This window comes from Neobacillus rhizophilus, assembly GCF_018343535.1.
GTDB classification, from domain to species: Bacteria; Bacillota; Bacilli; order Bacillales; family Cytobacillaceae; genus Neobacillus; species Neobacillus rhizophilus.
This window is the reverse complement of sequence record NZ_JAGYPF010000004.1, coordinates 865,033-891,183: the sequence shown is the minus strand read 5'-3', so window position 1 is coordinate 891,183 and position 26,151 is coordinate 865,033. Positions and strand designations below refer to the sequence as shown.

15 protein-coding genes are annotated in these 26,151 nt (G+C 44.8%); all 15 read right to left on the bottom strand.

Annotated features, from left to right (window positions below; genetic code table 11):
- Positions 1–16 precede the first annotated feature (16 nt).
- The 15 genes from KHA99_RS22445 to KHA99_RS22375 all read right to left on the bottom strand — a co-directional run bounded on the left by KHA99_RS22445 (position 17) and on the right by KHA99_RS22375 (position 25,965).
- Positions 17–5,848, bottom strand: coding sequence for an FG-GAP repeat domain-containing protein (locus KHA99_RS22445; RefSeq protein ID WP_213119684.1), 5,832 nt, complete (start codon positions 5,846–5,848; stop codon positions 17–19).
- A 111-nt stretch (positions 5,849–5,959) separates the two neighbouring features.
- A complete protein-coding gene (locus KHA99_RS22440; protein WP_213119683.1) occupies positions 5,960–8,695 on the bottom strand; it encodes a hypothetical protein in 2,736 nt (911 codons plus the stop codon).
- Complete coding sequence (locus KHA99_RS22435) at positions 8,692–12,186, bottom strand: DUF6603 domain-containing protein (RefSeq protein ID WP_213119682.1); 3,495 nt, start codon at positions 12,184–12,186, stop codon at positions 8,692–8,694. The genes KHA99_RS22440 and KHA99_RS22435 overlap by 4 nt, the downstream gene beginning before the upstream one ends.
- Before the next feature lie 40 nt (positions 12,187–12,226).
- Positions 12,227–13,399 (bottom strand): DUF2515 family protein, encoded by a 1,173-nt coding sequence (locus KHA99_RS22430; protein ID WP_213119681.1) that lies wholly within the window; start codon positions 13,397–13,399, stop codon positions 12,227–12,229.
- 172 nt (positions 13,400–13,571) lie between these two features.
- Positions 13,572–14,741: a CaiB/BaiF CoA transferase family protein gene (locus KHA99_RS22425; RefSeq protein WP_213119680.1), complete on the bottom strand. Its 1,170-nt coding sequence runs from the start codon at positions 14,739–14,741 to the stop codon at positions 13,572–13,574.
- A 40-nt stretch (positions 14,742–14,781) separates the two neighbouring features.
- Positions 14,782–16,338 (bottom strand): long-chain-fatty-acid--CoA ligase, encoded by a 1,557-nt coding sequence (locus tag KHA99_RS22420; protein ID WP_213119679.1) that lies wholly within the window; start codon positions 16,336–16,338, stop codon positions 14,782–14,784.
- Positions 16,339–16,378: 40 nt separating this feature from the next.
- Positions 16,379–17,935, bottom strand: coding sequence for a class I adenylate-forming enzyme family protein (locus tag KHA99_RS22415; RefSeq protein WP_213119678.1), 1,557 nt, complete (start codon positions 17,933–17,935; stop codon positions 16,379–16,381).
- 25 nt (positions 17,936–17,960) lie between these two features.
- Positions 17,961–18,419: a hypothetical protein gene (locus tag KHA99_RS22410; RefSeq protein WP_213119677.1), complete on the bottom strand. Its 459-nt coding sequence runs from the start codon at positions 18,417–18,419 to the stop codon at positions 17,961–17,963.
- Between the two features lie 89 nt (positions 18,420–18,508).
- Positions 18,509–19,999: a sodium:solute symporter family protein gene (locus KHA99_RS22405; protein WP_213119676.1), complete on the bottom strand. Its 1,491-nt coding sequence runs from the start codon at positions 19,997–19,999 to the stop codon at positions 18,509–18,511.
- A 17-nt stretch (positions 20,000–20,016) separates the two neighbouring features.
- A complete protein-coding gene (locus KHA99_RS22400) occupies positions 20,017–20,247 on the bottom strand; it encodes a hypothetical protein (RefSeq protein ID WP_213119675.1) in 231 nt (76 codons plus the stop codon).
- Positions 20,248–20,280: 33 nt separating this feature from the next.
- Complete coding sequence (locus KHA99_RS22395; protein ID WP_213119674.1) at positions 20,281–21,834, bottom strand: class I adenylate-forming enzyme family protein; 1,554 nt, start codon at positions 21,832–21,834, stop codon at positions 20,281–20,283.
- Positions 21,835–21,975: 141 nt separating this feature from the next.
- On the bottom strand, positions 21,976–23,571 hold the full coding sequence (locus KHA99_RS22390) for an acyl-CoA carboxylase subunit beta (protein ID WP_213119673.1): 1,596 nt from the start codon (positions 23,569–23,571) through the stop codon (positions 21,976–21,978).
- A gap of 62 nt (positions 23,572–23,633) precedes the next feature.
- Entirely contained in the window at positions 23,634–24,554 is a 921-nt protein-coding gene (locus tag KHA99_RS22385) for an NAD(P)H-dependent flavin oxidoreductase (protein ID WP_213119672.1), read from the bottom strand.
- A 203-nt stretch (positions 24,555–24,757) separates the two neighbouring features.
- Positions 24,758–25,402 (bottom strand): TetR/AcrR family transcriptional regulator, encoded by a 645-nt coding sequence (locus tag KHA99_RS22380; protein WP_213119671.1) that lies wholly within the window; start codon positions 25,400–25,402, stop codon positions 24,758–24,760.
- Between the two features lie 179 nt (positions 25,403–25,581).
- A complete protein-coding gene (locus tag KHA99_RS22375; RefSeq protein ID WP_213119803.1) occupies positions 25,582–25,965 on the bottom strand; it encodes a VOC family protein in 384 nt (127 codons plus the stop codon).
- Between the last annotated feature and the right edge of the window lie 186 nt (positions 25,966–26,151).

Here is a 26,151-nt window from a genome sequence, read left to right as displayed (position 1 = left end):
TTTTTTTAGTAATTATTCAAGACTTTTCTTTAGAAAAATCATACAGATTCATCCCGATCGTCTCGTTCGCGGAGTTAAATGCAAAGTAAAGTGCCGGCAGATATTGTCCTAAATCCCCCAAGGCAGCTGAATCCACAGCCCGCAGTTTACTAAGCTCAAGTGTCTCTAGCAGAATGGCTTCGAGCGTATTTTCATCCCAAGGCCGATTCACGTCCGGCGCCACTGCAAGCAGTACGGCCTGGGGTGCAACCGCACCTGGAGCATCATAGTGGAAGGCGACCGCCGTTGTTTCCCTTTTATTAGGAAACACTTCAACTATCTCGTCAATCACCAAACCTGATACCCAATCGTTTCTGTTAAATCCACCAGGGCGATGAGCGACAAGGGACAATTGCCCACCAAGTTTTTCGCCCTGGGCACTCTTTTCTCCAGCCCATTTATCACCAGGCTGATAAGGCAACTGAGCGACATCAAAGGAGATTCTTGCCCTGCCGCCACTAGCAGCTTCCGCATAAAGCAGCAACCTCTCCAGATTTCCAACTTCCTTGCGTACCTTGGCGATTCGTTGAAACCATGGGGTTACCTCTTGAATTCCCAGTTTGTCATCGAATGAATTTTTGAGAAGGGCAGCGTTTTTCGACTTTAATTTTGGAAGAACGCGAAAGTCTGCGCCAAAAATGGCTTGCAGCCGCTTCCGGTCATGCTCTACCTTGTCGGCCCTCGAGGCCTTATCACGGTCGAATTCAGCCTCCAGGTTTGTCAACTGATCGACCAGTTGGGACAGATCATTTACGAGCCATGATGCTTGCTGTTGAAGCTGATTTATCTTTTCATTAACTGTTCCCCCTGCAGATATAGGAACCGCATCCCCTATGCAGTAAGAAAGCTGAATGAGCGCTTGATACAAATCCACTAATAACGGATGACTCGTGGTCAAATCCCCCAACAATTGCACGCGATTCTGCAATTCGGTGACTGCTTGGTCCGCTCTTTTCTTGAAATCGTCTAAATCAATTTCATTGGCTTGATCAACATCTGCACGAACAGCCTCACGAGGTTCTAGCAAATCGCTATGTTCAAGTTCACGGGCCGCAGTAATAACGGCAAGGGCTGAACGAACTATCTCGAAGAGCTCAGGAAAACTGAGCTTATCTGCTCCCCAACTGCCGTCACGGTCAAGCAGCAACGTCACAAGCATGCCTGGACGCATCTCTTCTGCTAAAAGTAGAGTCCGTTGTTCAATCTCAGATGCAGAGGCCCTGTAATCTTGAGACCCGAAAACCGGTTCAGGCTTCTGAGGAATGGCTGTATATAGAACATCTAGCGGCGACAAACGCAACTGTTTCAACGTAATGGTATCTTCTTCAAACGTTCCGGTTTTTGGATCCTCAAATAGTACCCTGCAAATCACCTGGGACGGGTCGCCAAATAATCTGGCCGCCCAGGCATTCAAAGCCGGTTCGGCTTTAGCGCGCATCTGTCTATCCTCATCATAATCCCAACTTTGCAGATACTTATCGTCTGTAAAAACATCTCCCAACATCACTATTACCCGATGCGTAACACCAATCCCGCTGCGTGCGGATTGGACGACCTCCGGCTCAGGCGGCAGCAACTCCCCTCTAGATAATCCCTCAAGGCTGGCGGCAGTTCGAGTAGGGTTTCCCTGAACCGTTTGGTAAACGCTCTCTGCTAAAGCTAGATCACTTAAAGCGTCTACTAAATCGGCTATTTTTTTTAACTCTTCCTCCAGCGCAGCATGATCGGAAGTTCCACGCGCAGGCAGCATTGTTCCCAGAACATCAAATGGCACGGTGTCTATGTCCCAAATTCCGTTTTCCGTTCCTTTTTGCCAACGCCGCAGCAGCGCAAGGCCGTCCACAACACTGGTTGCAGCTGTAACCTCCACATTCCCGGTTTTGGGAATCAGCTTATTGGCTATCAAAGGAGCAAGATTACGTAAGACCTTAATGTATTTATTCAGCTGACCCGGTGAACGCTCCTCCAAGCCACGTTCGAAGCGGTAGCCAAGTAGGGCACCCATTGGCTGTCCTTGACGGATGCCATCAAGAAGCCATAGTGCTAGCCGTACGCGCTCAGAAGACAGATCTACTGCAAGCAGATCTCCATTTCCTGTGCCAGAGTGGGCAAGATAACCGCTGCGTAGAATAGCCGCTGTTACAGCATGTGCCGGCGATGGAGCATGAATATAGCCATTGCTGGCACTTCTCTGAGATGGACGCAAGTTCTCAACCCAGCCGTAACCACCAGTATAGATGCCCTGAGGCTTTTTTCTGCGAAGATCACTAAGACGTTCAGATGCACAAGCTGTTATCCAGGCATCCAGCCTATGCGAACTGAGATCAAGACTTTCCTTTAGCAGCTCTTCCAACACGTCCACAGACTGCTCTGCCAAATACTGCAGTTTCTCCCGTTGCTCGGCAATGGCAGCAATATCTTGATGAGCAGGATCTTTGTAGCTAAGCTTGTGCAAATAGTCCGCTATTTTTATGCCCGGTTCCGGCGGTGCCGGTTTTTGAAGCAAGCGCAGCGGAGTCATCGTGGTCCTTTCGGGGATGTCGACCAGTTCGGGCTCCTTCATCTGCTCCTTTTTGACAAACCCCGCTCTTATGGCTGCACCCGCATATTCCCACAGCATGGAATGCTTTAAAAGTAGATATAAAAGGGACCGGTACGGCTTTGAATTTTGCAGGGTTAGAGGATCGAGTTCAGCAATTTCGGCGATATAATTGGGATTAACTTGGCCTTTCCCCGATATTCCTTCTTGTACAAGGGCTGTTTGAAGCTGTGCGGCCTCGTTTTCTAACACCATTTCCACCAGCCTCGGCTTCCCTGCTAAGCCAATAAGCTTGAGCCCTGTCTCGGCCGCTGCCAGATGGTTCTTCCACCAGAAATCGTCAAGGGGCCTCTGCATAAAATTCCAGAGCTCATTTGTATAAAGTGGACCCATAACCGGACGGACTGTATAGCTCCCAGAAACTCCGTCCATACCGAGCATCTCCACCAGGTCCTTATTGCCGTTTATGGTCCTTCCATAGTAAGGCACGTTCGTCAGCGAACGACGCCAGATGCTGCGCAAAGCACTTAGCAGGTTTGCGCGTCCGCTTGCCGTACCAAGGTGGACACGGCTGCTCCTGCCCACATCGGCAAGGGCTAAAGCCAAACTGCCCCCTTTTTGGTTAGCCGGCCCGTTAGTCAGAAGGCGAACGGCCCATTCATTAATGGCACCACTCACCCGGTCAAAACCGCGTAATTGATGAAGATAAGAGACAGTGCTGGCATCGGATTCTGCCAAATAAACGACGTTCACTTCCGGTATGACTCCTGCATGATTTACGTTGATGCAGAGACCTTTTACTTGCCCGGTTGGCCAATCACGGATAATCTGCTGATTCGTCCACCGGGTAACCACTCCATTGTCCGTCAAATCCCAACCGATTTGGCATTGGGCTGGTCCGCTTCCATCGTCCGGCGCGGTCACGATGATCAGCTCCGGACGACCGTTTTGGTCGAGATCAGCAATAGCGGCAGCAATGTGAACGCTATTGCTTGTGATTGGTATCTTGATTGACATCACGTTGCTCCAACTGGCCGGCTTGCCGCTTTGATCCAATTCCCAGCCAATACAGTAAGATGCATTCCTGATTCCTCTCGAAACTGTTACCCGCAAGATAAACAAATCAGGCTTGCCTGTTCCATTTAGATCGGCACATACTACAGCACTGGCAACCACGTCTCCTGCCGGACCGTTCGGTACCGTCAGAGCATTGCTCCAACTTTTTGCAATCCCCTGTTCATTGACCTGCCAGCCAATCTGATATGCTTCATTACGTCCTAGAATTGTTTGAACAGAAGCAAAAAGAATAAGATCAGATAGACCGGTTCCCATCACATCGGCTGCCGTAAGTGCCAATACAGGCCTAACATTGCTGTTAAGGGTAGTTCGAGAAAAAATGGAAGACAGATTAACGGGAATTTTATACTGATCCGACCAGTGACTGACGCCGCGGTCCAGCGTTACATTCCATCCGATGCGAGACAACAGCTGCAGTTGTCCCTCCGGCACGTAAACCATAAGGAGATCCGGCTCAAATAGTGGCCTGTACTTATCAAGCGAGGTGACAGGAAGCAGCCCATAAGGTTGATTCCCTACTCGGAGTGCTGGGAGCGGACCACGCGCCCTGACATAATCAGCAAACCAGGAGCGCCACCGTTCAAGATCATTCTCCATTTCGATTCCATCCATCATCTGGAACAGAAAATAACCCCAAGTAGCCGGCCAAAGCACATGATTGATGATTTTTGCGTCAATCTGATCCACCCCGTTTGCATAAGGCACATGCTGAAATGTCGCAGCCGGAATGCCAAAAGCGGAAGCCGCTAACGAACCATTTGCCTCCGGCACTAACGAGGTGTTGAATTCCGCAGCAAAGCTATTCCAATGTCCGGTATCCTGCTCGCCATAACCAGACTGAACCTCTTCTGTATTATTCGATGGGGTGCCAGTCGGAATAAATCCCAAACCGTGGGTATAATGATGGGCATCCATCAGAGCGGCCAAATCACTTGCAGATTCCTGTTCATTCAGCGAAACCTTTACGCCCAACACTACGAGCCGGTCAATTCCTGACAACAGCTCCGTTGTCAGGCGAATACGCAGCGCCATGCCGATCTTGATGGCTTGCTCAAAGTCTGCCATCCACAAGATGCCTTCGTCCAGAAATAGTCCGCTATTTCCAAGCTGCTTGCCTGATTCCGAGGATGGAGAAGTCGCGATGGTATCGATAATGGGGTTGCTCCGGGCTACCAACGCTTTCTTTTCTCCCTTGTACAAATATACTGTCCATCTGTCGGGCAATAAAGCAGCTTTGGCAGCACTCCCCCAGGCAGAGGCTGCAGGTTTACCGGGCCCGTTTCCATCTGGTCTGGTTTTCTCTTTAATCCAAGCTGCCCGCTCTCCTCCAAATCGCTGAGCAAGTTCGGCCCATGCCTGCTTTGTCTCTTCCTCGCTTTCGGCTTCGTCTGCCTTTTGCCAAAACGCTTGACCCCAGTTTATTTCAACCGGTGTCAGTTCGCGGCGAAGGCTGTCCTGACCGATATCATCCGGGTAGATACGCACGAGCAAGTCAGTGCCGTCTACGGTGATGACGAATCGTGTCTCAATCCGTACGGGAAACAATGCGATTGGCAGGTCTGCTTTTAATTGCCGCAGCAATTGTTCCAACTTGTCATGATAGCGCTGGATGGCATCCTTTTCAGCCTCAATGCGTCCCTGTGCATCAGAAAGCTTTTGCTGCAGTTGTTTCAGCTTTAGTGCGGTTGAAGCTTCTACCATTCGGGCTGCCTTTACCTCTGCTTCTGCAACAGGAATCTGCCCCAAAAGCAGCGAAAGCAAGTCTATTTGCTGTTTGGTATTCGCTGCTATCTGTGCAGCCGCATCAGCCTGAGCCTGCAGCTCCTTCAGTTTTTTTTCCAGTTCCATAAGCTGCATAAGCTGTTGCTGGCGAAAAATGGGGGGCAATCTGTTGACTGCCGCTCTTCTATTGGCCAGCTCAGCTGTAGCAGCCTTAACGGCTGCAGCCAATCGATCTGCCTCCGCCTGCTCTGCCTGAAAGCGGGATTGCAAGGAAGGGAGCAAACTTGTTTGTTTTATCAAATCATCAAGACGCAGCTGCTTATCCTCAGCGGCCTTTTTTGCAGCATCAGCTTCCTTTTCCGCAAGCTTGACTGGCTCCTTTAGCTTTGCCACTTCTTCAGCCGCGGCACCCGCGGATTTTCGCGCGAGAAACAATTCTTCTCGTAAGACTTGTAATTCACTATTCGGCATAAAAACCTCCTGTGGTAAACCATTGGAATAGTTGATTTTTACAGCGAGCCGCTGCTATGTCTCAAAGGAAATAATCAACAGTCAGATTCCTTCTGGCAATATTCTGTACCTCTAAATTGGCAGCAGGTCACTTGCATGTACCGCAATTCGAAAAGGACGCTGCAAGGTAATATAGGCCAGAGCTGCAGAGTTTGAAGCTGTGTTCCAGTCAATGTTTGCAGGCGTTCCTGGCTTTTGAAAACTATTCTTCAAACCGCCTGAGAGCTGGACATAACGCCCTTCTGATAGATGGACGTCATTCCAAGATAAATCCCGCCATGTCAACGGCATTCCGGTTAATGACTGAGACACATCCAAACCGAACCGAGGCTCGGTAGGCTGCTGCTGCAGGATAAAGAACCAGCCGGGATCAGTTGTGTCATTTCCTCGGGCTGTGCTCGCAGACAAATCAAACCCCAGGAAAGTAATATCCGGTTCCAATTTCCCGGAGAATTGGGGAAACTTTTGTTCATCCGTCGACGGGGAAGACTTCGGCTGGCGTACCTTTTTACCGTTAACCGTCATCCACTCCCCTTTGATTGCATAAATGGTGGCGTTCGGATATCGGCGTAGCAAATCCCCCCGTATCAGGAGCACCATTTGCTCCTGGGCCATCGTATTTGACATATGGTCACCGAGCGCCTTGACCCACTCGTGAATTGGCGGGATATCCTTCGTCGAAGCTTGCCGCGGGATGCGCCCTCTTGCATCCCAAAACTGACGGAAGTACGTACCGCGCTGATCGGTTGGATATCTCCGCCAAAGCAATTCACGGCTCATCTCATGGTTAAGTCCAACCATAAAAGCTTCGATAAACCGGGGATTGGTTTCCAATAGCGTCAGGGTATTAGGGGGCACATGCTCGAGCCCCGGTAAAAGCCAGTCCTGTGAGTGATCTGCCAACGCTCGGTACATCGGAGTTGGAAATTCAGGCGCTACCATGATCTGCTCGAGAGGATCCGCGGGCCGCCACATTGGGTCAGGATTGACGATACGCGCCTGCATCCGATTCGTGACCGTCTTCTCTGGGTCAAGCCTATCTAATAAAATTTTCTTTCCTTCTTCAATCGGCAATCTTGGCGGATCCTTCGGGTCCCGCAGGATCGGATCCACTGTACGGAGAATGGCTTCCTGAATGATAATGGCAGCATCCTTAAACCCTTCTAATGTTTTTTTTGCATCCAATTTACTCAATGCCTCTTTATTGGCCTGTTCTAATCTTCTCCTAACTCCGCTACTGTCGGTAATACCCTCTAGCACGGCAGCGCCGCGAAGGCTCTTGAGCGGCTGATTCAGCCTATATTTAAGCGAATTTATTCCCTTGATCAGATCTAGCTTCTGACTACTCCCGCCACCGGTGACCCGTCGGGCGACAGGCCCGTTCGGACGGGTAATCCTGCGGAATGCGGCGGAAGCAGGGACCTCAGTAAGTGTAGTCCCCCGTTCTTTGGCCACGATCGTCTGCTCCTCCCAAAGAAGGCGCGAATGAACAGCTCCGGTTAACTGGAGCAGCGATTCTGCGGGCAGATTGCTCAAATGGCTTTTAAGAATTGCTGTGCCGACCGAACGGCCCAGCTGTGCCTGACGGAGAGCTTGGTTAGCTCGGTCTATCTCGCCTATCTGTTCCCAGGCTGAAGCCATTAGCTGATCCTGCTTTTCCTGAACAATTTTGGTACCCACACCTGCTACAACACGAAGTCTCGGATCCAGATTCAGCTGTTCCAGCCATGGCCTAGAGGTTGAATCGATAGATTTCTTTGCTGCATGCCACCTGCCGTAAATCGGCGGAACGATTACGGAATCGCTCAAGTCTGATATGGTCGTCAATGTTTGTGGCTTGTTCAGCAAATCTTTTAGGGCTTCCCTAAAATTCTTAGGTATACCATTCAAGCCAGGGGAGGTTCCTTCAGAAACACGGAGCGCCCCCTCCAGACCAGGAACATTACAGGAAGGAAGATTGTAGCCAGGACCGGTGACATTTAGCGGTCTTACCCCGACCAAATCCGGGTCCATCCGACGCGGCTCAAGTGCCCATACAAGGGACTCAAAATCACCGGCTTCTCCTGTCGCAAACTCCCAATGATAGTAGACCGGAAGCCTTAGGTCAGTTGTATCTGAAGTGTTTTTTACATCCCAGGCCGGCAGAAGACTGCCGTTTTCATCTACCTGCTCGCCTAGTCCCGCTTTCACGCCAATGTCAAAAGCAGGAACGACGCAGGCGATATAGGACGTACTCGGAAGCAGATAACGCGGGCAGATGAGCCGTGAAAGGTTCAGCTTCGGATCTCCTTTCAACATGCCCTTCAGGCCTTGATCGCCTGCCGCCTCACCATTCACCTGGGTATGCGCCCATGCCCAGGATTCGCCCAAATCAGGCAGCTTTTCATGATACGGAGACTTTATAGTTAGAATGGGAAGTGATTGAGATGTAGCCATTTCCAGCTTCGCTTCTTGTTTGCTTAGAACAATCAGGATAATCCACGGCCGCAGGCGATTGCCTTTGGCGGCAGCAGGTGTAAACATCCAGGGAAAATCAGGACGGTCAAACTCAATTGACGCAAAATAATTCGCCTCAAAACCTGTCGTAAGATGCGGAGGGTCTGTCCGCAGTACCTGGCGCTGGTCAAATCCGGTCACATCACCAGGCCCATAAAGTCGTACTTGTACACTCGCCGTCAATGTATGGTTTACTTGCAGGCTGACAGGCAATTTTACGCGGCTATCCATCGCACCGATGAACGAATCTTCTTTGGGGATATAACTTGCCAAGCCTTCCCTCATCCATGGCAAAAAGGTATATCCTGTCATGATTTCACCACCTCATGGCTTCCGACCACCTGAACTCGCGTGCTCTGGCTGGAGCTGGTCGTATTGTATTTAACCCGAGCAGCCTCTGCCTCGGTATATGTGATTTTGCTCGCGGTTCCAAATAATGAACCATTTAGGGCTTTCATATCATCGGCGTTCACTACACTGTACCCCCGCTCTTTCATCATGATTTTTCTAGCAGGCCCAGCAAACCGTCCCTCACCAGTATGGTTCATTGGAGAATTCGCGGCAGAGCCAAGCTCAGTGAGAATCGTGAAGGTTCCTGGATCCAGTGTGTGGCGTCCCAAACTCCGGGCAACCTTATCCGTTTTGTCGATAACAGCTGTTTCATATTCAAAATCGGCGGTCATTGCCGTACCGAACGAGAGATCCTGAAGCTGAGCCCGGACGCCGGACTGAAGCTGCTCGAAAGCGGGCCTAGAGAGCTTCTCGGTGTCGCTCATTTCAATAAACATAGCTGGCGCAAACGCGTCCTTGACAGCGGTGAGCTGGTTAACCACGGAATCTCCAAATGACATCGAGGTAATTGCAAAGGTTTGTCTGCCTCCAGCAGGTTTGGCATTGCCAAATTTCGTAATCTCTAGTCCAAGTGGGACCACCTTCTGGCTCACTGACAATTCACCAAGCGGGTGCACCAGCACCTCCGGCCCTGGCAAAAGCTCCCTCGTTGTCACGAGCATTCGGCCATCGCCTGGAAGCCGGGTGCTCCAATTACGCTGGTCCGCCAATGCGGTTTGCAAAGAGGCAAGCGCATCAACCGGAGGCAGTGCGGGAGAGGGCTGTGGATCCCCGATTTTTACCTCGAAGGCAATCTCCCGCTTCCCTAGAAAATCGAACATAGCCTTTCCATGAGCATGAATAGGCTTTGGCCCTGAAAGTGTCATTTCCAGCTGTACCGCGAATAGGCTGTCACCGTTTCGCTTCAGGGCAGCTGCCCCTCCGATATCGACGGTGAAGCCGAATGGATCAAATTGGATCAGGGCATCAAAGCCAAGGTACGCCTGGACACTGAACCGTCCGGCGAACGTGTCCTCTTCAGCATATAAATCCAGCCGGGCACCGACTTGATAAGTGTTGGAGGTGACGGCCATGTAAGCTTCAAGCCGGAGTCGCGGATTGTCCGAATCGGCTAGCGAGATTGTCATTCGGTTCAGCTTAGGGAAACCTGGAGGCGGCTGGAAACGAGGATTAAATCCTCCTGCCGCGAGCGCAAACGACGGACTGGCGCCAAAGTTCAAGCGCATCGCCATGTCACCGGTAATCACAAAGGCAGCAAGGCGAGAATCAAACAGCGTGGCATCAATAGAGACGTCACCTTTATCGAAATCAATGGCGCCCACGACATCCATCTGAAGCTTGGCAACGGCCGCTTCCTCATGAGGCAGCACTAGCTTCATCCGACCCAGCAACACCAGCCGTACCGGGTTGGGAAGCTCGAGAAGAATACCCAATTCAGCCGTTAGAACAGGCGGTGTTCCCCAGGAAAGCTTCGCCATCGGGCCAAACACGAACCGGCCTTGTGCAGGTGGAAAGCTTGACTTAAGATCATTGATAATCTTGGGGGCATTTTCCACCGGATTACGCGGAAACATGATGGAATCGAGCGCACGGTTCTTTATTCCTGCCCTTAAGACATCGAGCGACATCGTGCGGTTCGCCCCAAAGAGCCCTCCGAGCCCGTTCAGTGTGAACCCGAATCCAAGCTGGATAGGCGGGAATTCCGCAGCGATGATGACAAGCAGCGAGAAGCCCTTGGAACCTTCCGGTAAACGCGTAGTCAAAAGGCCAATCGCCTTGATGGAGATGCCACCCTTGATTTCCAACTGCAGGATGCCAGCGTACTGCTCAGTTGCATGGTCAAAATACAGATAACCGCCCCCTGCTACTACGCTTGCATCAATTTTCAAGCCAATCCCGGTTGGAGGTTTAAAATCAAACCGCAAATCGAGGTTGCCGAAAGTGCCCGGCGGCTCGTCATCATCAAGAGGAACCATGGACAACTTGGCTCCCACCTCTGCAATGCTCGCCGCAAACGGACCCAGCGTGAACTTTCCACTGACTGCCAGGATCAGATCAATGCTATTTTCAGAAGCGTCGATTCCATAAAGCAAGTCCTGGATTTCTACCAATCCGATCGTCTGGTTCACCGGAAGGGTGCGGATCAAACCGGCACGTCCGCCAAAAGTAAGGCCTGATTTTGAAGACCATGTCAGGGAACCTCCAAACTTGAATCTTTGCGGATCGTTGCCCAAAATTTGGGATAGAAAGCCATCGGCATCAGAAAGATCAATAATCAGTTCAACATTATTGACGTCAATTTCAAAGGCAAAATCGGCATCTGCTGCTGAGCCTTTTACTAGGAGGCGGAGTGTATAGTCAGAGAGCTCAACGCGATGTGACTCTTCCGTCCCAAGCAAGACAATCGGGTTTTCCGGATTGACCTTTAGCGCAGCTTCCGCATCACCAAGTGTGCCGGCAGCGGAAGCTCGTGCCTTTACCTTACCAGGGCGAACCTCAAGGCGGATCCCCTGGTCTGAACTGAAACCCCCAACAAGACTAAGACTAAGTTCACCAAAATCAAAGGTGGGAAGAGTGCCGCTGATAGCAGGTCCTACAGCCAAACCGACAGGAGCTGCTCCCCGGTTGCCCTCCGGCGTGATCGGGAGGAAAGAAAACCCAAATTCAAACAGCTGCTTGGAAAAATCGGCGCCTCCAAGTATTGGCAGGCGAAGTTCCTTTACGGCAGAACGGTAGGCGTTGGAGCTGTCAAAATACTCATCAAGTAAGGCGGGATTGGGGAAATAAAGGTCTGCTGAGTAACCTAAGACCTCCAAGAACATTTTGAGGCCCTGCAATAAGCGCTCCGCGTCAAACACCGGCGTCCCCCACCCATAAACCGCTTCGATTAACTCCGCTGGGCGAGTGAGAGCCAGCTGAAGCCGATCCCAGCGGATGACTGACTTTGTATAGTTGATGCGTCCTGTGGTCATCCCCACATTGACCAATTCCTTTTCGACGATTCCCAGCAAGGAAAGTGGGCCATACAAAATTGGCCGGTACCCATGCAGATAGGTGACAAACAAATCATCGATAAGTTCCCCGGGAAACTCTTCCCAGAATTTAGATTGATTGAAAGGAAACGCAAGATCCTGCACATTCAGATCAGTGAGAGTACGCATCTTTGACACGATCCCAGGAAGAAGGTGAAAAAGCCTCTCTGCCATATCCACAAGAGAGTTTGCATCCCCTGTCAGTACCTGATCCATTAGCAATTGGACTTCTTCAAAATCCTGTGTCACGGCAAAAAGGTAACGTACATCCTCGATTAGGAATGCGCCAGAGGCGGTTTGCCAGCCGTGCTTCTCGAGAAGCTGAGAGAATTTCTCCGCACTTTCAAGACTTTGCCGGAGCGGATCCAACACAAGATTCAACTCTTCCATCAAGGAGAGCAAAAAAGTAGGGTTGGCCATGTTTAACCTCCCAATATTGTTTTAAGAATCTTCATCCCTTTTAAAGAAAAATTTCGTCTTGTTCACTGAGCGGCGTTGATACAAGCGGCTTCGGTGATGATGGTGTACTGAGCCAGCGAAGCACGTCAGCACCAGATCTGTCCATTACAGAGATGGGCAGCGGAACTGGTTTCAGATGCAGGTGGGCATACCGCAATGTTGCTCCAGGGAATCGCGGCCATCCATGGCTAGAAGTAGAGGTTTGGATCACTGGCGGGCTGAAAGTCTGCCCCCCTGGCCACAGAGCCGAAAAGTCTGTGCTGTAATTTAATGGGTTGTAATTGGTTCGGGTACCCATATGTAGAGGATGTGACATCACCCAACGCTCGATAAGATTACGCTGTAAATCTGTCTGCTTAAACAACCCAACAAACAAATCGCGGCCAGTATCAATTCTTGATCCTAAGGTACTGAAGTCATCAACTGTATAGATAAGCAGATGGTCAGGGCTGGAATCTGACAGAGATTTTGCAACAGGGAAAAGGAGTTTCGTTTTACCTCGGCTGCCTATCAATTCAATGATGCGCTGTGGGCCGATCACAGCACCCAATTTGCCCAAATATCGGTTATGGGGGTCATGGACCAGCCGATCTTCGATTTGGTTTTGTTCATTAATGATCAATGCGAAGCTATGCCTTTCAACCGCAGGCTCAAACCACCACTCAGGGTACCAACCTTGAGACTTTGCATTGTGATAGAACTCCTTCCACTTATCCCTTATAAACCTATCGCAATCAAATGGAGGACTAATAAGCATATCGAACAATTCATCCGCATGATCTGGATATTGCTTAGCCCAATCATATGCTTCCAACTGCGGGCACACGTCATGATAAATCAGGTAATTGCCTGTTTCTAGAAAGGCAAAGATGGATTGGATTTCAACGGTCTCAAAATGATCCAAAGCCTCCTTTAGAATGGTCCGAAACGGCTCCGATATAGGGGGTTGTGCTGCCCCGTTGATGAATGTCTTCCAGTACTCAAAACGCTTCAAGTCGCTCATCTGATACCCTGCGTTTCGTGAAACCAGATGTGCAAGCAGTGACCACGCCAGTTCCGGATGTTTCTCGTAAACCTTGAGATAATACCAGGTCCGGGTAACATTATTAAAGTTCCCCAGCAAACGCTCGGAGAGGATTTTTGCCTTTACTGTCTCTAAACCAGGCCATGACATAGGTACTGTCCTCCTTCATCGAACTCACTAATCCAAATTGTATAGTGCCTTTGTATTAACCGAAAGGTAATAATTTCCTATTTTTATAATTTTCTAAAAATTCTATGGCAAAGGGACGGTTCTCATGCCTCGTTTTTGCTAGAAAACGAGACAAAAGAACCGTCCCCGTGATTCACATAATGCCCTGTTTTTTCCAACCTGCAATATCCTCGTTTGAATAACCTAATTCCAAAAATACTTCTTCATTATGTTCTCCAATACCTGGAGCACTATTTTTTACTCGTCCTGGCGTGCTGGATAATCGTATTGGCACATCTATGTGCCTGATTGTTTTTGATTCAAGTTCTGGCTCAATGAACATCTGACGGTATTGGAATTGGGGATCGTCAAGAACTTCGTCCAAATTCAAAACCGGGGATACACAAGCGTCCTTCCCTTCAAATAAAGATATCCACTCTGGTAATGTCTTTTTCTTTATGACCAATCCAATTTCTTCTATCATTTTCTGCTGACCTTCAAAATCATCATTTAAACGCGGGATTAAATGCGGAACGCCTATTACATGGCAGAAGACCTTCCAAAATTTTTCTTCCAAGGCACCTACGGACAAATATCGTTGGTCAGACGTTTCATAGATATAATAACAAGCCTTTCCTCCACCAGTCCTTAGCTTACCTCGTTCCGGAAACTTTTGATTGGTGAAATAATCAGGGAAAATAGATTGCATCCAGGATAGGACTCCGTCAGTCATTGAAATATCGACAAATTGGCCCTCCCCAGTTACATTTCTGGCATGTAAGGCGATCAGGATGCCGATGACAGCCATTTGCGCACCACCACCGATATCCGCTATCTGAACTGATGATAACTTTGGCGGGCCTTTAAAATCCCCTTGCAAGCCCAATAACCCTGCATAGCTCAAATAATTAATATCATGTCCGGCCATTTGAGAATAAGGGCCTTCCTGGCCATAGCCTGTAATGGCACAATAGATGAGTTTCTTATTTATCTTTTTAAGATTTTCATAGTCTAACCCAAGTTTTTCCATTACCCCTGGACGAAAAGATTCAATGACGATATCCGCTGTTTTTGCTAATTGCTTGAATAGTTCTTTTCCTTTTTCAGATTTGAGATTCAATGTGACACTTTTCTTATTGCGGTTGAGGGAATGAAAAATAGCACTATTGTCATCCACTTTGGGGTTAAACCATCTGACATAGTCTCCTAATCCTGGTTCTTCCACTTTAATCACTTCGGCTCCAAAATCCGAAAAAAACATCGAACAATAAGGACCTGGCAGCAATCGACTTAAATCCAAAATACGCAATGATTTTAATGGCATATCTCTATCAACCTCATCTTCAAGTAAAATAAAAAGCCCTCTATACTTGCTTAACTCGATTTTTCCAATATGGCTCTCTTAAAAGATTCTTTAAGACCTTTCCACCGGCATTCCTTGGCAAAGTGGGCAAGATTTCAATAGAAGATGGTTTTTTATAACTAGCGATATTGTTTTTGCAATATTCAATAATCTCAGAAGCTAACAATTGCTGACCTTCCTTGAAAACAACGAACGCTTTAACCGATTCCCCCCACTCACTGTCAGGCACGCCAATAACCGCGGTTTCAAGCACCTGAGGTATTTTTTCAATGACCTTTTCAACTTCAGCGGGATATATATTCTCTCCCCCACTTATAATCATGTCTTTTTTCCGATCCATGATATAAATATATTGCTGCTCGTACCTTATTCCAATATCTCCAGTATAAAGCCAGCCATCTTTTAAAGTCTTATTAGTTTCATCGTCTCGCTTCCAATATCCATTCATCAGTTGTGGAGTTTGAGCAATAATTTCCCCCATTTCACCAGGCCCTACTTCATTTCCATTATCATCGACAATTTTCACTTGACCAAGGACGACCGACCTGCCCGCTGCCTCCAAAAGCTTTGGCAGATGCTCCAGTGCATACCGATGATCATCTGGAGTTAATATCAATAATGGCGTCCCTTCTGTCAATCCATACCCTTGCAAGAAATCGCATTTAAAAATTTCCATCGCCTTTGTCAATGTCTTCGTGGGGATGGATGCTCCACCGTACATAAGCAAGCGTAGACTGGAATAATCGAACCGCTGTAGATCCTTCACTTCCAGCGCTTTTGTAATCATCGTGGGGACAGGCAGTGAAAAGGTGATTTTGTAATCACTAATGGTTTTTAGAAATAATTCCGGATCATAATTTTTCATGGTGATGACTTGGGCACCTTGAATTACGGATGGCAGTAATGTCCCAAATCCTGAAAGATGAAAAAGAGGAGAAACAATTAATGTATGGTCCTTCTCTTCGACACGGGCCTCTATTATAAATCTGACAGCTATCTCAATTAAACTCCTATGGGTGTGAATAACCCCCTTCGGAATGCCAGTAGTACCACTCGTATACATAAGTCCAAAAATATCCTGTTCCTGAATGTTTTCCTTAGGTTCATCAGGTGCGGCGGCTTGAATCAATCTCTCATAATGTAGAAACTGGCTGTTGCAGTCGTCCCCATTCACCATGATAAGGTCTAGTTCTTCCTGTTCAAGTGAACAATTTTGGCCAATCTCACGATATTCATTGCCAACAATAAATAGCTTTGGAGTACAATCCTGAATGATGAACTTAATCTCTTTTTCGTTTAGCCTGTAATTTAACGGTACCATGATAGCGCCAAGTTTGGCCGCTGCGTACGTGATTTCAACGTACTGAAAACAGTTTTCCAATAGAATTGAGATTCGATCACCTTTTTGAATTCCCAATGATAATAAGGCATTTGCTAATCTGTTTACTCTGTTATTGAGATTTTTGTATGATAGCTTAATATTTTGAAATGTATCTACTAAAGCTGTTTTAGCAGGGTAACGGGAACTTGTTACCAGTAACGTCTGTCCGATATTCATTAGGATTCCTCCAATCGTCGTTTTGAGCGGGAACGAAAATTCATACAATCAAGTTTGGATCTGCGTAAATGTCCTTTAAACTTCTGCGCAGGATTTTTCCCGCTGCATTTTTTGGAAGTTCATTGATGAACCTAATATATTTCGGTTTTTTGTAATTACCCATTTTCCCATCACAATGACGAAGGATATCTTCGGAAGATAATGTCGAACCATCCTTTCCTACAATAAATGCGCTGACGATTTCACCCCATTTTTCATTCGGAAGCCCAACAACACAAACTTCCCTGACGGACGGGTGGGTCAAAATGATTTCCTCAATCTCAGTGGGATAAATGTTTACTCCACCACTAATAATCATGTCTTTCTTTCTATCTACAATATAAAGAAAACCTTCCTCGTCCACATAGCCCATATCTCCAGAAGATGCCCATTCCCCTCTGAAACACTTTCTTGTTTCCTCTAAATTTTTGTAATACTCCGCTCCTAGCAATAACCCTTTTTTATAGACCTCTCCCACTTCACCCTGTTTCACTTCATTCCCATTTTCATCAAGAATTTTTATGTTTACCCCGTAAAATGGCAATCCGCTGGACCTATTTTTTCTAAGCTGATCCTTTGGTTTGAGCAAGGTATAAAAACCATGTTCAGTTGAACTATACATGGTATATAATCCGCATTTAGGAAAAAACTGTAATGTATCCTCCTTAAGCTTGGTCAATAGAGCGGCTCCCCCACAGATCAATACACGTAAAGAGGAAACATCATAGTTATCTTTATCAGAATCATTTAAAATCTCACTAAGCATGGTCGGTACCACCGGCGTCACCGTAATTTTTTCTTCTTCAATAATGCTAAGAATCAGTTTCGGGTTAAATGTTTTTGTAATGTACAATGAGCCGCCAACACTTAACAGCTGAAGCCCAAACAAAAATCCCAGACCATGATAAAAAGGGCTGGAAATTAATAAAAAATCGTCCGGCAGCATTGTGAATTCAATGGCCACCCTCTTCCAATGTTCAATCATCGATCGGTGGGTTGTTAAAGCTGCTTTAGGGGCACCTGTCGTACCGCCAGTTAAACCCAACCAGAAATTATCATTTTCATGAACATAAACGTCAAAATTTTTATAATCTTTCTTTTTTATTCTAGATTCGTAGTTTGCCATTGCTCCGTTTCCAATGATTAGTACGTTATCTTTTGGAATTGGGACCTCATGTTCAATTTCACGATATATACCCCATAATTCTTCTGATAAAATGAGGGCTTTAGTGTCCGAATGTTCAATCGCATATTTCAGCTCCCTCGAAACAAACCGAAAACTTACCGGGGCAATAATGATTCCGGCTTTCGCCAACCCAAAAATGATTTCTGGATATTGTCCGCAATTGGTTAAGAAGGTGACGACGGTATCACCTTGTTTAAGCTGAAAATCCTCGATCATCAATCTGGCAACCTGGTTACTTCTATTATTAAGTTGTGTGAACGTCAATTCAAAGCCTTCATTCGTTTTAACAGCGACCTTATCTTTTGTATCAAACTTGCTGGCAAAATAGTATGGGATTTCCCCTACAGTCAATTGGTCATGTCGCAATGACATCAAATATCCCTCCAAAATCAATCCATTAATTTTCTATAATCAAAAAATTTTTCCAGCGCCTTTTTACATTCAGCCTTAATATCCAGGCAAATTGAAACATGGGGTGACTTTTAAGATCCCAAGGTTTCTTATCTAATTGATTGAAAAATTGAGATAATAATTGTTTTACCTTACGGAAGTCTTCTTTATCTACTGTTTCAATGATGATAAAACAAACATTCTCCAATTTATCGCTATTTCCAGTAAAATTAATCAACAACCGCTCTACCGGACTCGCCGTCGCTTTGATTAGACTTAATTTAAATGGAGTGGAATGATTGGCTATAAAGGTTTGCCCCTTTTTATTGCTAAGAACATAGGATCCTGAATTTTCTTCCCAATTTCCTTTTACACTATTAACTTCAAAAAAATGAGTTATGTCTTTCCTAAACTTTTCTATGTCATAGGCCAAAAAGTTTTTCCAAATGCTTTTGAATTTTGCCATAAGCCCCCTCCTTTCCTTACGTAAAGAAAAAGTACCTTGATATGAAAAAACGTGAAGGGACAATTTCTCCATATCAAGGTTTTTCTTATTTATCCAACAACGGATTGTGCATTCTTATGAACTTCATCCATTTTATGAATCATTTCCTGTGATTCACTTGATGCCGCGTTAAAGGTAGCATTCGAAACGATGATATTAGCAATTAAACCTAGCGGCAATGCGATTAAGAACTCTGCAAAGGTTGGAAGGGCAATCACTTTTAACGAATTGAGGGCATATAAAACGATGAAGCCTCCGCTTCCAACAATCATATTTGCCAATGCCCCCTGCTTTGTAGCCTTCTTCCACCAGATACCAAGTACTAGAGGACCAAAGAATCCCGATGTCATCATCGCAGTTGCCTGTGAATACAAAATGACCAATAGTGCAGGAGGATTTAGTGCAAACAGTGCTGAAACAATCCCTGCTACAAAGATGGATATCTTTCCAATCCGCAGGACTGTTTTTTCCTTAGTATTTGGAAAAATGGAAGACCAAATGTCATTACTTACAGCAACGGATATAGCCAGTAATAATCCACTTGTTGTTGACAAAACCGCTGCGATGATGGCAGCAGTCGCAAAACCTTGAAGAACGGGAGGGAAATATTGCTCCATTACAGCAATATAAGCATAGTCGGGATCTTTTAATGCCTGTTCTGTGCCAATTGGAAATAAGTTTAGGGCTGCTGCACTAACCCCAATAAAGCCTACCAAACAAAAGATTCCGTAAAGAAGGCCAGTATACCCCATCGTCTTTTGTGCGACATTGCTGGATTTAGAGGCGAGAATTCTCATTGAAATATGCGGAAAACAGGAAACGGTAAACGTCCATACAAGAGCAAAACCGATCGCAGTGGTAAGAGGTACACCTAATGCAGACCAATTCGGGCTAATTTCAATTGCTTTAGAAATCATCTTGGCTGGTCCGCCTAAGTTAATGACTGCAAATATTGGAAGAAGGATCATGAAGATAAACATAAGTACGGCTTGTATGGCCTCGGTCATCGTTACAGCCCACATACCTCCAATCGAGGTATAGAACACAAAGATAATCGTCACAAGTAAAAGTGTCCAAACATAGTCCCAGCCTAATAAATACTCTGCGGTAATCCCTGCCGCTTTATACTGTGATACCAGATATAAAGTGAATGCCACAACAACAATTGCACCGCCAACAATTCTTAGAACTTTCCAATTGTTATACCTTTCTTTAAAAAAGTCTACCAAACTATTGAGCTTCATCGAACTTAAATATGGGGCAACTAATACAGAAGCAATGATAAAGCCAGAAACCGACCCAACAATGGCTGACCAAATATAGCTTAAGCTAAAAGAATAGGCTACTCCAATCGATCCCAAGAAGGAACCACCACTAGCAAAAGCCGCAAAGGTAGCTAACGTATTTATTGGCAGGTTTACTTTTCCTGAAGCAACATAAAAATCACTACGGTTATCCAAAGCCTTCCTATTAAAATACACACCAATTAAAATATAGGCCAAAAAGAACGCACAAACTAACAACGTTTCAAAAATTTTCATTTAAACACCACCTATATTTATAGATTTTGATTTTTATCTTGATCTATCATCGTCTCTTTTTCCTTGCTGCCTCCTGATAAGAAAATAGCGAGTAATGGTGTTAAAATTAAAGTAGCTCCAGATGATATAGCAACCCAAGAGAATTTACCAGGTTCTGGATCTCCACCCCATGGACCATAAATGACTACAATCGTTGCGAAACACCAGATTAATAGAAATGCCGCTTTGCTTGGAAGTTTATACCACATACTAATCCCTCCATTTGGATTCATTGAGTATCATTACACAATACCAGATTTAGATTTCAAATCTCGCAATTCTCTCCTCAAGATCTTTCCGGCTGCATTTTTAGGAAGTGAATCAAGAAATTCAATGTATTTTGGTTTTTTATAATTCGCTAACCTTCCATCGCAATAACTTACTATATCTACTTGGGTCAATTCGTCTTGATCACTCTTGACAATAAAAGCGCTTACAACTTCTCCCCATTTCTCATCAGGCAGTCCCACAACTGAAACTTCTTTTATTGAAGGATGTGATTGAAGGATTTCCTCGATTTCCGTAGGAAAGATATTTACACCCCCGCTGATAATCATGTCTTTCTTCCGGTCGACAATGTAAAGGAAGCCTTCTTCATCCAGATACCCCATATCACCGGAGGATGCCCAATCTCCCCGAAAATTCTGTTCCGTTGCTTCCTTATTTTTGTAATATTCCTTCCCAAGGAGCAAGCCTTTCTTATATATTTCACCTACCTCGCCTTGCTGAACAGGATTCCCATTTTCATCGAGAATTTTTATTTGCATCCAGTAAAAAGGAAGTCCGCAGGATCGATTTTTCCTCAATTGATCCTTTGGTTTGATGATAGTGAAGAATCCATGTTCGGTAGAACCATAATATTCGTATAAACCTGCATTCGAGAAATATTCGATAGTACCCTTTTTTGTCCTTGTCAATAATGCCGAGCCGGCACATACAAGGACTCGCATCGATGTCACATCGAAATCCTTTTTCTGAGGATAATTCAGGATATCATTGTACATAGTTGGAACCATCGGAGTGGCGGTAATCTTTTCTTCTTCAATAATTTCTAATACCAACGAAGGATTAAACGTATTGCAAATGTACAGTGAACCCCCAACACTTAATTGCTGAAGTCCTAATAAAAATCCAAGTCCATGATAAAAGGCACCGCAAATTAATTCATAGTCATCTTCCAGTACGGTAAATTCAATCGTAATTCTTCTCCAGTGCTCAACCATACTTCGGTGTGTTGTTAATGCAGCCTTTGGATATCCCGTCGTACCGCCAGTAAGTCCCATCCAGAAATAATCATCTTCCTCTGCCGTAATCTGAACATTTTGACCGGACTTTTGGCTGATCCTATTATCATAGTTGGCTAATTCTCCATTTCCGATAATTAATACATTTTCAGGGGGTATTTGGATATCATCCTTTATTTCCTTAAAGACATCGTACAAAGATTCCGACAAAATAATAGCTCTTGCATCAGAATGATCAATAGCATATTTAAGCTCCCGTGCTACGAAACGAAAGCTAATGGGGGCAACTATTAGCCCAGCCTTTCCAATTCCATAAATAATTTCCGGGTATTGACCACAGTTATGCAAAAAGGTGATAACGGAATCTCCTTTTTTTAACTGAAAATCTTCCGTTATTAATCTGGCTATTTTATTACTTCTCTCATTCAACTCGCCCCAAGTGATGGAAAAGCCGTCATTGGACTTCACTGCTAATTTATTCTTTGTATCAAATCTCTCTCCAAAAAATTGAGGAATTTCACCTACGGTAAACGTATTATGTTTTACAAGCATCCGACTACCTCCATTATTGACCTGTTTTCTTCATTCTGTTTCACATGCTGAAAGATGATATGCCTGAACCACCTCCTTGAATTAATAGGAAGACACTCACTTATACTGAATATTCCGATATTTCTAGAGAAAATTCTCCTTCTAAATCGGACTAATCCCGTGTTTTCTCGGTGGTACTTGTAATGGTAATTGCTGAGGCAATCGTTCGAGTGTTTTGGCGATAAAATATCTGGTATCTAGTGGATTCACAACATCATCTACACCAAAACCTTCTGCCCCTCGTATTGCCCCTGTTTGTGATCGAAATTTACTTATTAATTCCTGTCTTTTTTCTTCTTTATTTTCTACACCTTCTAATTCTCGAGAATAAGCTACCTCAACTGCACCTTCGATACTCATCGCACAGATTTCCGCAGTCGGCCAGGCAATCTGATAATTTGATTGATTGGCCAAAACTAAATAGGCAAACCCATACGCTTTTCGAACCACAACCGAAATTTTTGGTACTGTCACTTGGGCAATTTCATATTGAAGTTTTCCAGACTTACGGACTAAACCAGCCAATTCAGATTGCTGCCCCGGTAAAAACCCTGCAACATCTATGAAGGTGATCAAAGGAAGGTGGAAAGCATCACACAAACTAACAAATCTTGCTGCCTTTGTACAAGCAGCTGCATCCATAATTCCTCCTAGATAACGAGGCTGATTCGCGATAATCCCAACAGTCCTGCCATCGATTCGGGCAAAAGCGGTGATGATATTTTTGGCATATTGAGGTTTTAATTCATAAATGCTGTCTTTGTCAAAAATAAAATTGAGAATTTTCCGCATATCATAGCCTCTGTTTAACGATTCAGGTATCACCGATAACAGTTCAGGATTCACCTGATTTAGCAACTGCTGATTTGGTACTCTCGGAGAACTTTGACTTGCATTTGAAGGAAGGTAGCTTAAGTATCTTTTAATCTCTCTTATACATTCTTCTTCATTTTCCACGACCAAATCGGCCATCCCTGTTCGCTGTGTTTGAAAAACGGCTCCACCCAGTTCTTCCTTCGATAAATCTTCACCTATTGCAGCCTTCACTAATTTGGGGCCAGCGATTCCCATCGTTCCATCTTTTACAATTGGAACAAAGTCACATAAAGAAGCAAAGTTAGCCGGACCTGCAAACCCAGGTCCCATAATGCCGCAAACTAATGGAACCCATCCTGACATCAGAGCTAAATCTGCAAATGCAGTTAAATGAGTTTCTATAGCAAACTCCTGTGCATCCAATCCCTCTTGGATCCGATGCCCTCCGCCTTCCATTAAAAGAACGACGGGATATCCTGAATCCTTAGCCATTTTAATGATACGTTCTATTTTTTGCATACCCTTTCGCCCCATTGATCCACCCAGTACAGTAACATCCATGGCACATACGGCAGCCGTTCTGCTTTCAACCTCTCCAATCCCCGTAATAACACCATCAGCTGGGGCATCCTTTCCTTCCATCATTTCCATACCCTTATGCTGAACTAACATGCCAAATTCAATAAATGTGCCCTCATCCAGAAGCAGATTGATTCTTTCTCTGGCAGTTAATTTTCCTTTGGAGTGCTGTTTTTGAACGGCCTCTTCTCTTTGCTCATCCAGTTTAGAGCTCTTCTTCTCGGATAACTCCCTAAGTAAATCATCCATATATCCTTGTTTTTTTTCAGTTACATGTACTCGTCGGTATACATCTGAATTCATCTGCTGTCCTCCCGCCTTTTCATTTTTTTTAAATAGAAAAATAATGTCGAATCCAAGATAATTTAGAGTGTCTTTCTTTGTTTTTCGGAAACGGTATATTCTAAATATAGCTGTTCAACTATTTGTACAGTAGGAAGGACCTCTTTCACTGCCCCCACGCCTTGACCTGCGGACCAAATGTTTTTCCATCTTTGCTTTCGAATATCCCCCTTATTAAATTCTTCATAGGGCGGTAGATTTTTAGGGTCTAGACCCGCTGCTTCAATGGTTGAGCGAATAAAATTCGCTGGCATTCCGGAAATTTTATTCGTTGTCATTACATCATCTATGTTGGATGCCAAAAGCTTTAATTTATACTCATCAACTGCCATACTCTCATTTGCACTGATAAATCTCGTTCCCATATACACCATGTCTGCACCTAGGGCTTCCGCTGCACGAATGGAAGCACCATCCATAATGCAGCCCGCTACGACAACGATTCCATCAAAGAACTCCCTTACTGCCCGAACGAAGGCAAATGGATTTAACCAACCGGTATTGCCTCCTGCTCCTGCACATAGCAAAATTAACCCATCTACCCCTAATTCCACTGCTTTCTGTGCATGCCGGAGTGTTGCAACATCTGATAAAACCAATCCACCATAGGAATGAATATGTGGTACAACTTGTTCTGGAGACCCAACACTCGTAATCACAATCGGAACTTTGTGACGTTTCACAACATCTAGTTCTTCTGATAATTTTTCACTGCGAATAACTATATTTACTGCATATGGCGCTGGGTTTAGGGTATGTTCAAGTGCAGTTGAAATTTGAGTCAGCCAATGGTCTAGTTCTTCTGTCGTGCGAGGATTTATTGCTGGAAAGGATCCAATCACACCGCTGCGGCAAGCCGCAATGACAAGATCAGGACCCGACACTCTAAACATCGGTGCAACGATTGCGGGGAGTTTAAGGTTGGAAATAGGTCTATTGTCCATTTATTTAATGCCTCCATTCAAAGTATTATTTCTTAAAAACTATCCTACAAGCTCATGGAGTTTGGAACCTTTTAGATGAAGTTATGTACAACTTATAAATATACTTTTTTGCACAAAAAAATTACTATTGAGTTACAAAAATATAGTAACTCCATAGTAACAAAAAGTCAACTGAATTTTCAGAATATAAATTTTTTTTAGTGTTAGCTCGATACATGTTTAATTCCATCTACCAGAATCGCTACTACATTTTTTGCAATTTTGGTTGGGTCACTTTTTCCATCCCACCATCTAGGCACTGAATTTGCTGCGTTGAAAAAAGTATTAATGATAATCCTATCATCCATATCCTTAAGCTGATCGGGGCTCGCACACCGCCAATCTTTCAAACATTTAAAATATGGTTCTTCAACCATTTTTCTATATTCTTTTACCTGGTTTTTATATACTTCAGGAAATGAGGAAAGCGACAACAAAGTTGGGTACGATAAGGGAAAATCTTCGTGAAAATAACTAAGAATATGAGATTCTAACATTTTTGTCATGCGTTCAGAAGGACTTTGAATGTCTTGCAGCTGTTTCAGATTATTCAAGGCAAATTCATACACCACTTTGTGACATTGAAATAATAGTTCATCCTTCGATGAAAAATAGCGATAAAGGGCTGCTCTGGTAATTCCAATCTCGTGGCCGATATCCTCCAAGGTTGTTTTGTAATAACCTTTTTGGCCAAAAAGCCTAAAAGCAGTCTTAATGATTTCCTTTTTTTGATTCATTCTATTTTGATGTACTTTTTCACTTACATTTTCAGGCTTTTCGTCATATATATATTCATATAAGAATTCCACACTTACTCCCTCCCAAAGGCAAGATTTTGTTACTATAAAGTAACTAAAATGATAATGGCTTACAAATATATTGTCAATAATGAGACACGGGGACGGTTCTCGTGTCTCATTTCGGCTAGAAAATGAGGTAGAAGAACCGTCCCCGTGTTTCTTTATGAGATTAAGTCCACATAATGTTTTTACCTAATATAATTAGAAACCTCAATTAAGTTAAGATCCGGATCCCTAAAATAAACTGAATTGATGCTTCCTAACGCACCAGTTCGTTCTATAGGACCCTGAATAATGGTAATTCCATGCTTTTCTAAGTATTCTACTATTTGTTCTATTGGAGTATCCGTAATAAAACATAAATCAGCTGAGCCAGGTGTAGGCTGTATTGCTTTTGGCTCGAACTCCTTCCCACTTTGATGCAAATTTATTTTTTGATTTCCAAATTTAAGTGCTTTTCTCCCTTCACCAAAGGTTTGAACCTCCATTCCCATTACTGAAGAGTAAAATTCACATGTAACTTCAATATCTTTAACTGTTAAAACTAAATGGTCTAGCCCCTTAATATTTATCTCGCTCACCCTCTTAAAAACAATTAATTTTATTCAAAGACGTACTGAATCGATGTTGATATAAATACTCTTTTAACAATCGGTAGCTCAAAAATATCACAAATATTTCCAGCTGCCAATATAGAAATTTGCCTCGGTTTTGTCCTTAATCCAAAAGTGCGATTTTATCAAAGATTTACTAGGTCC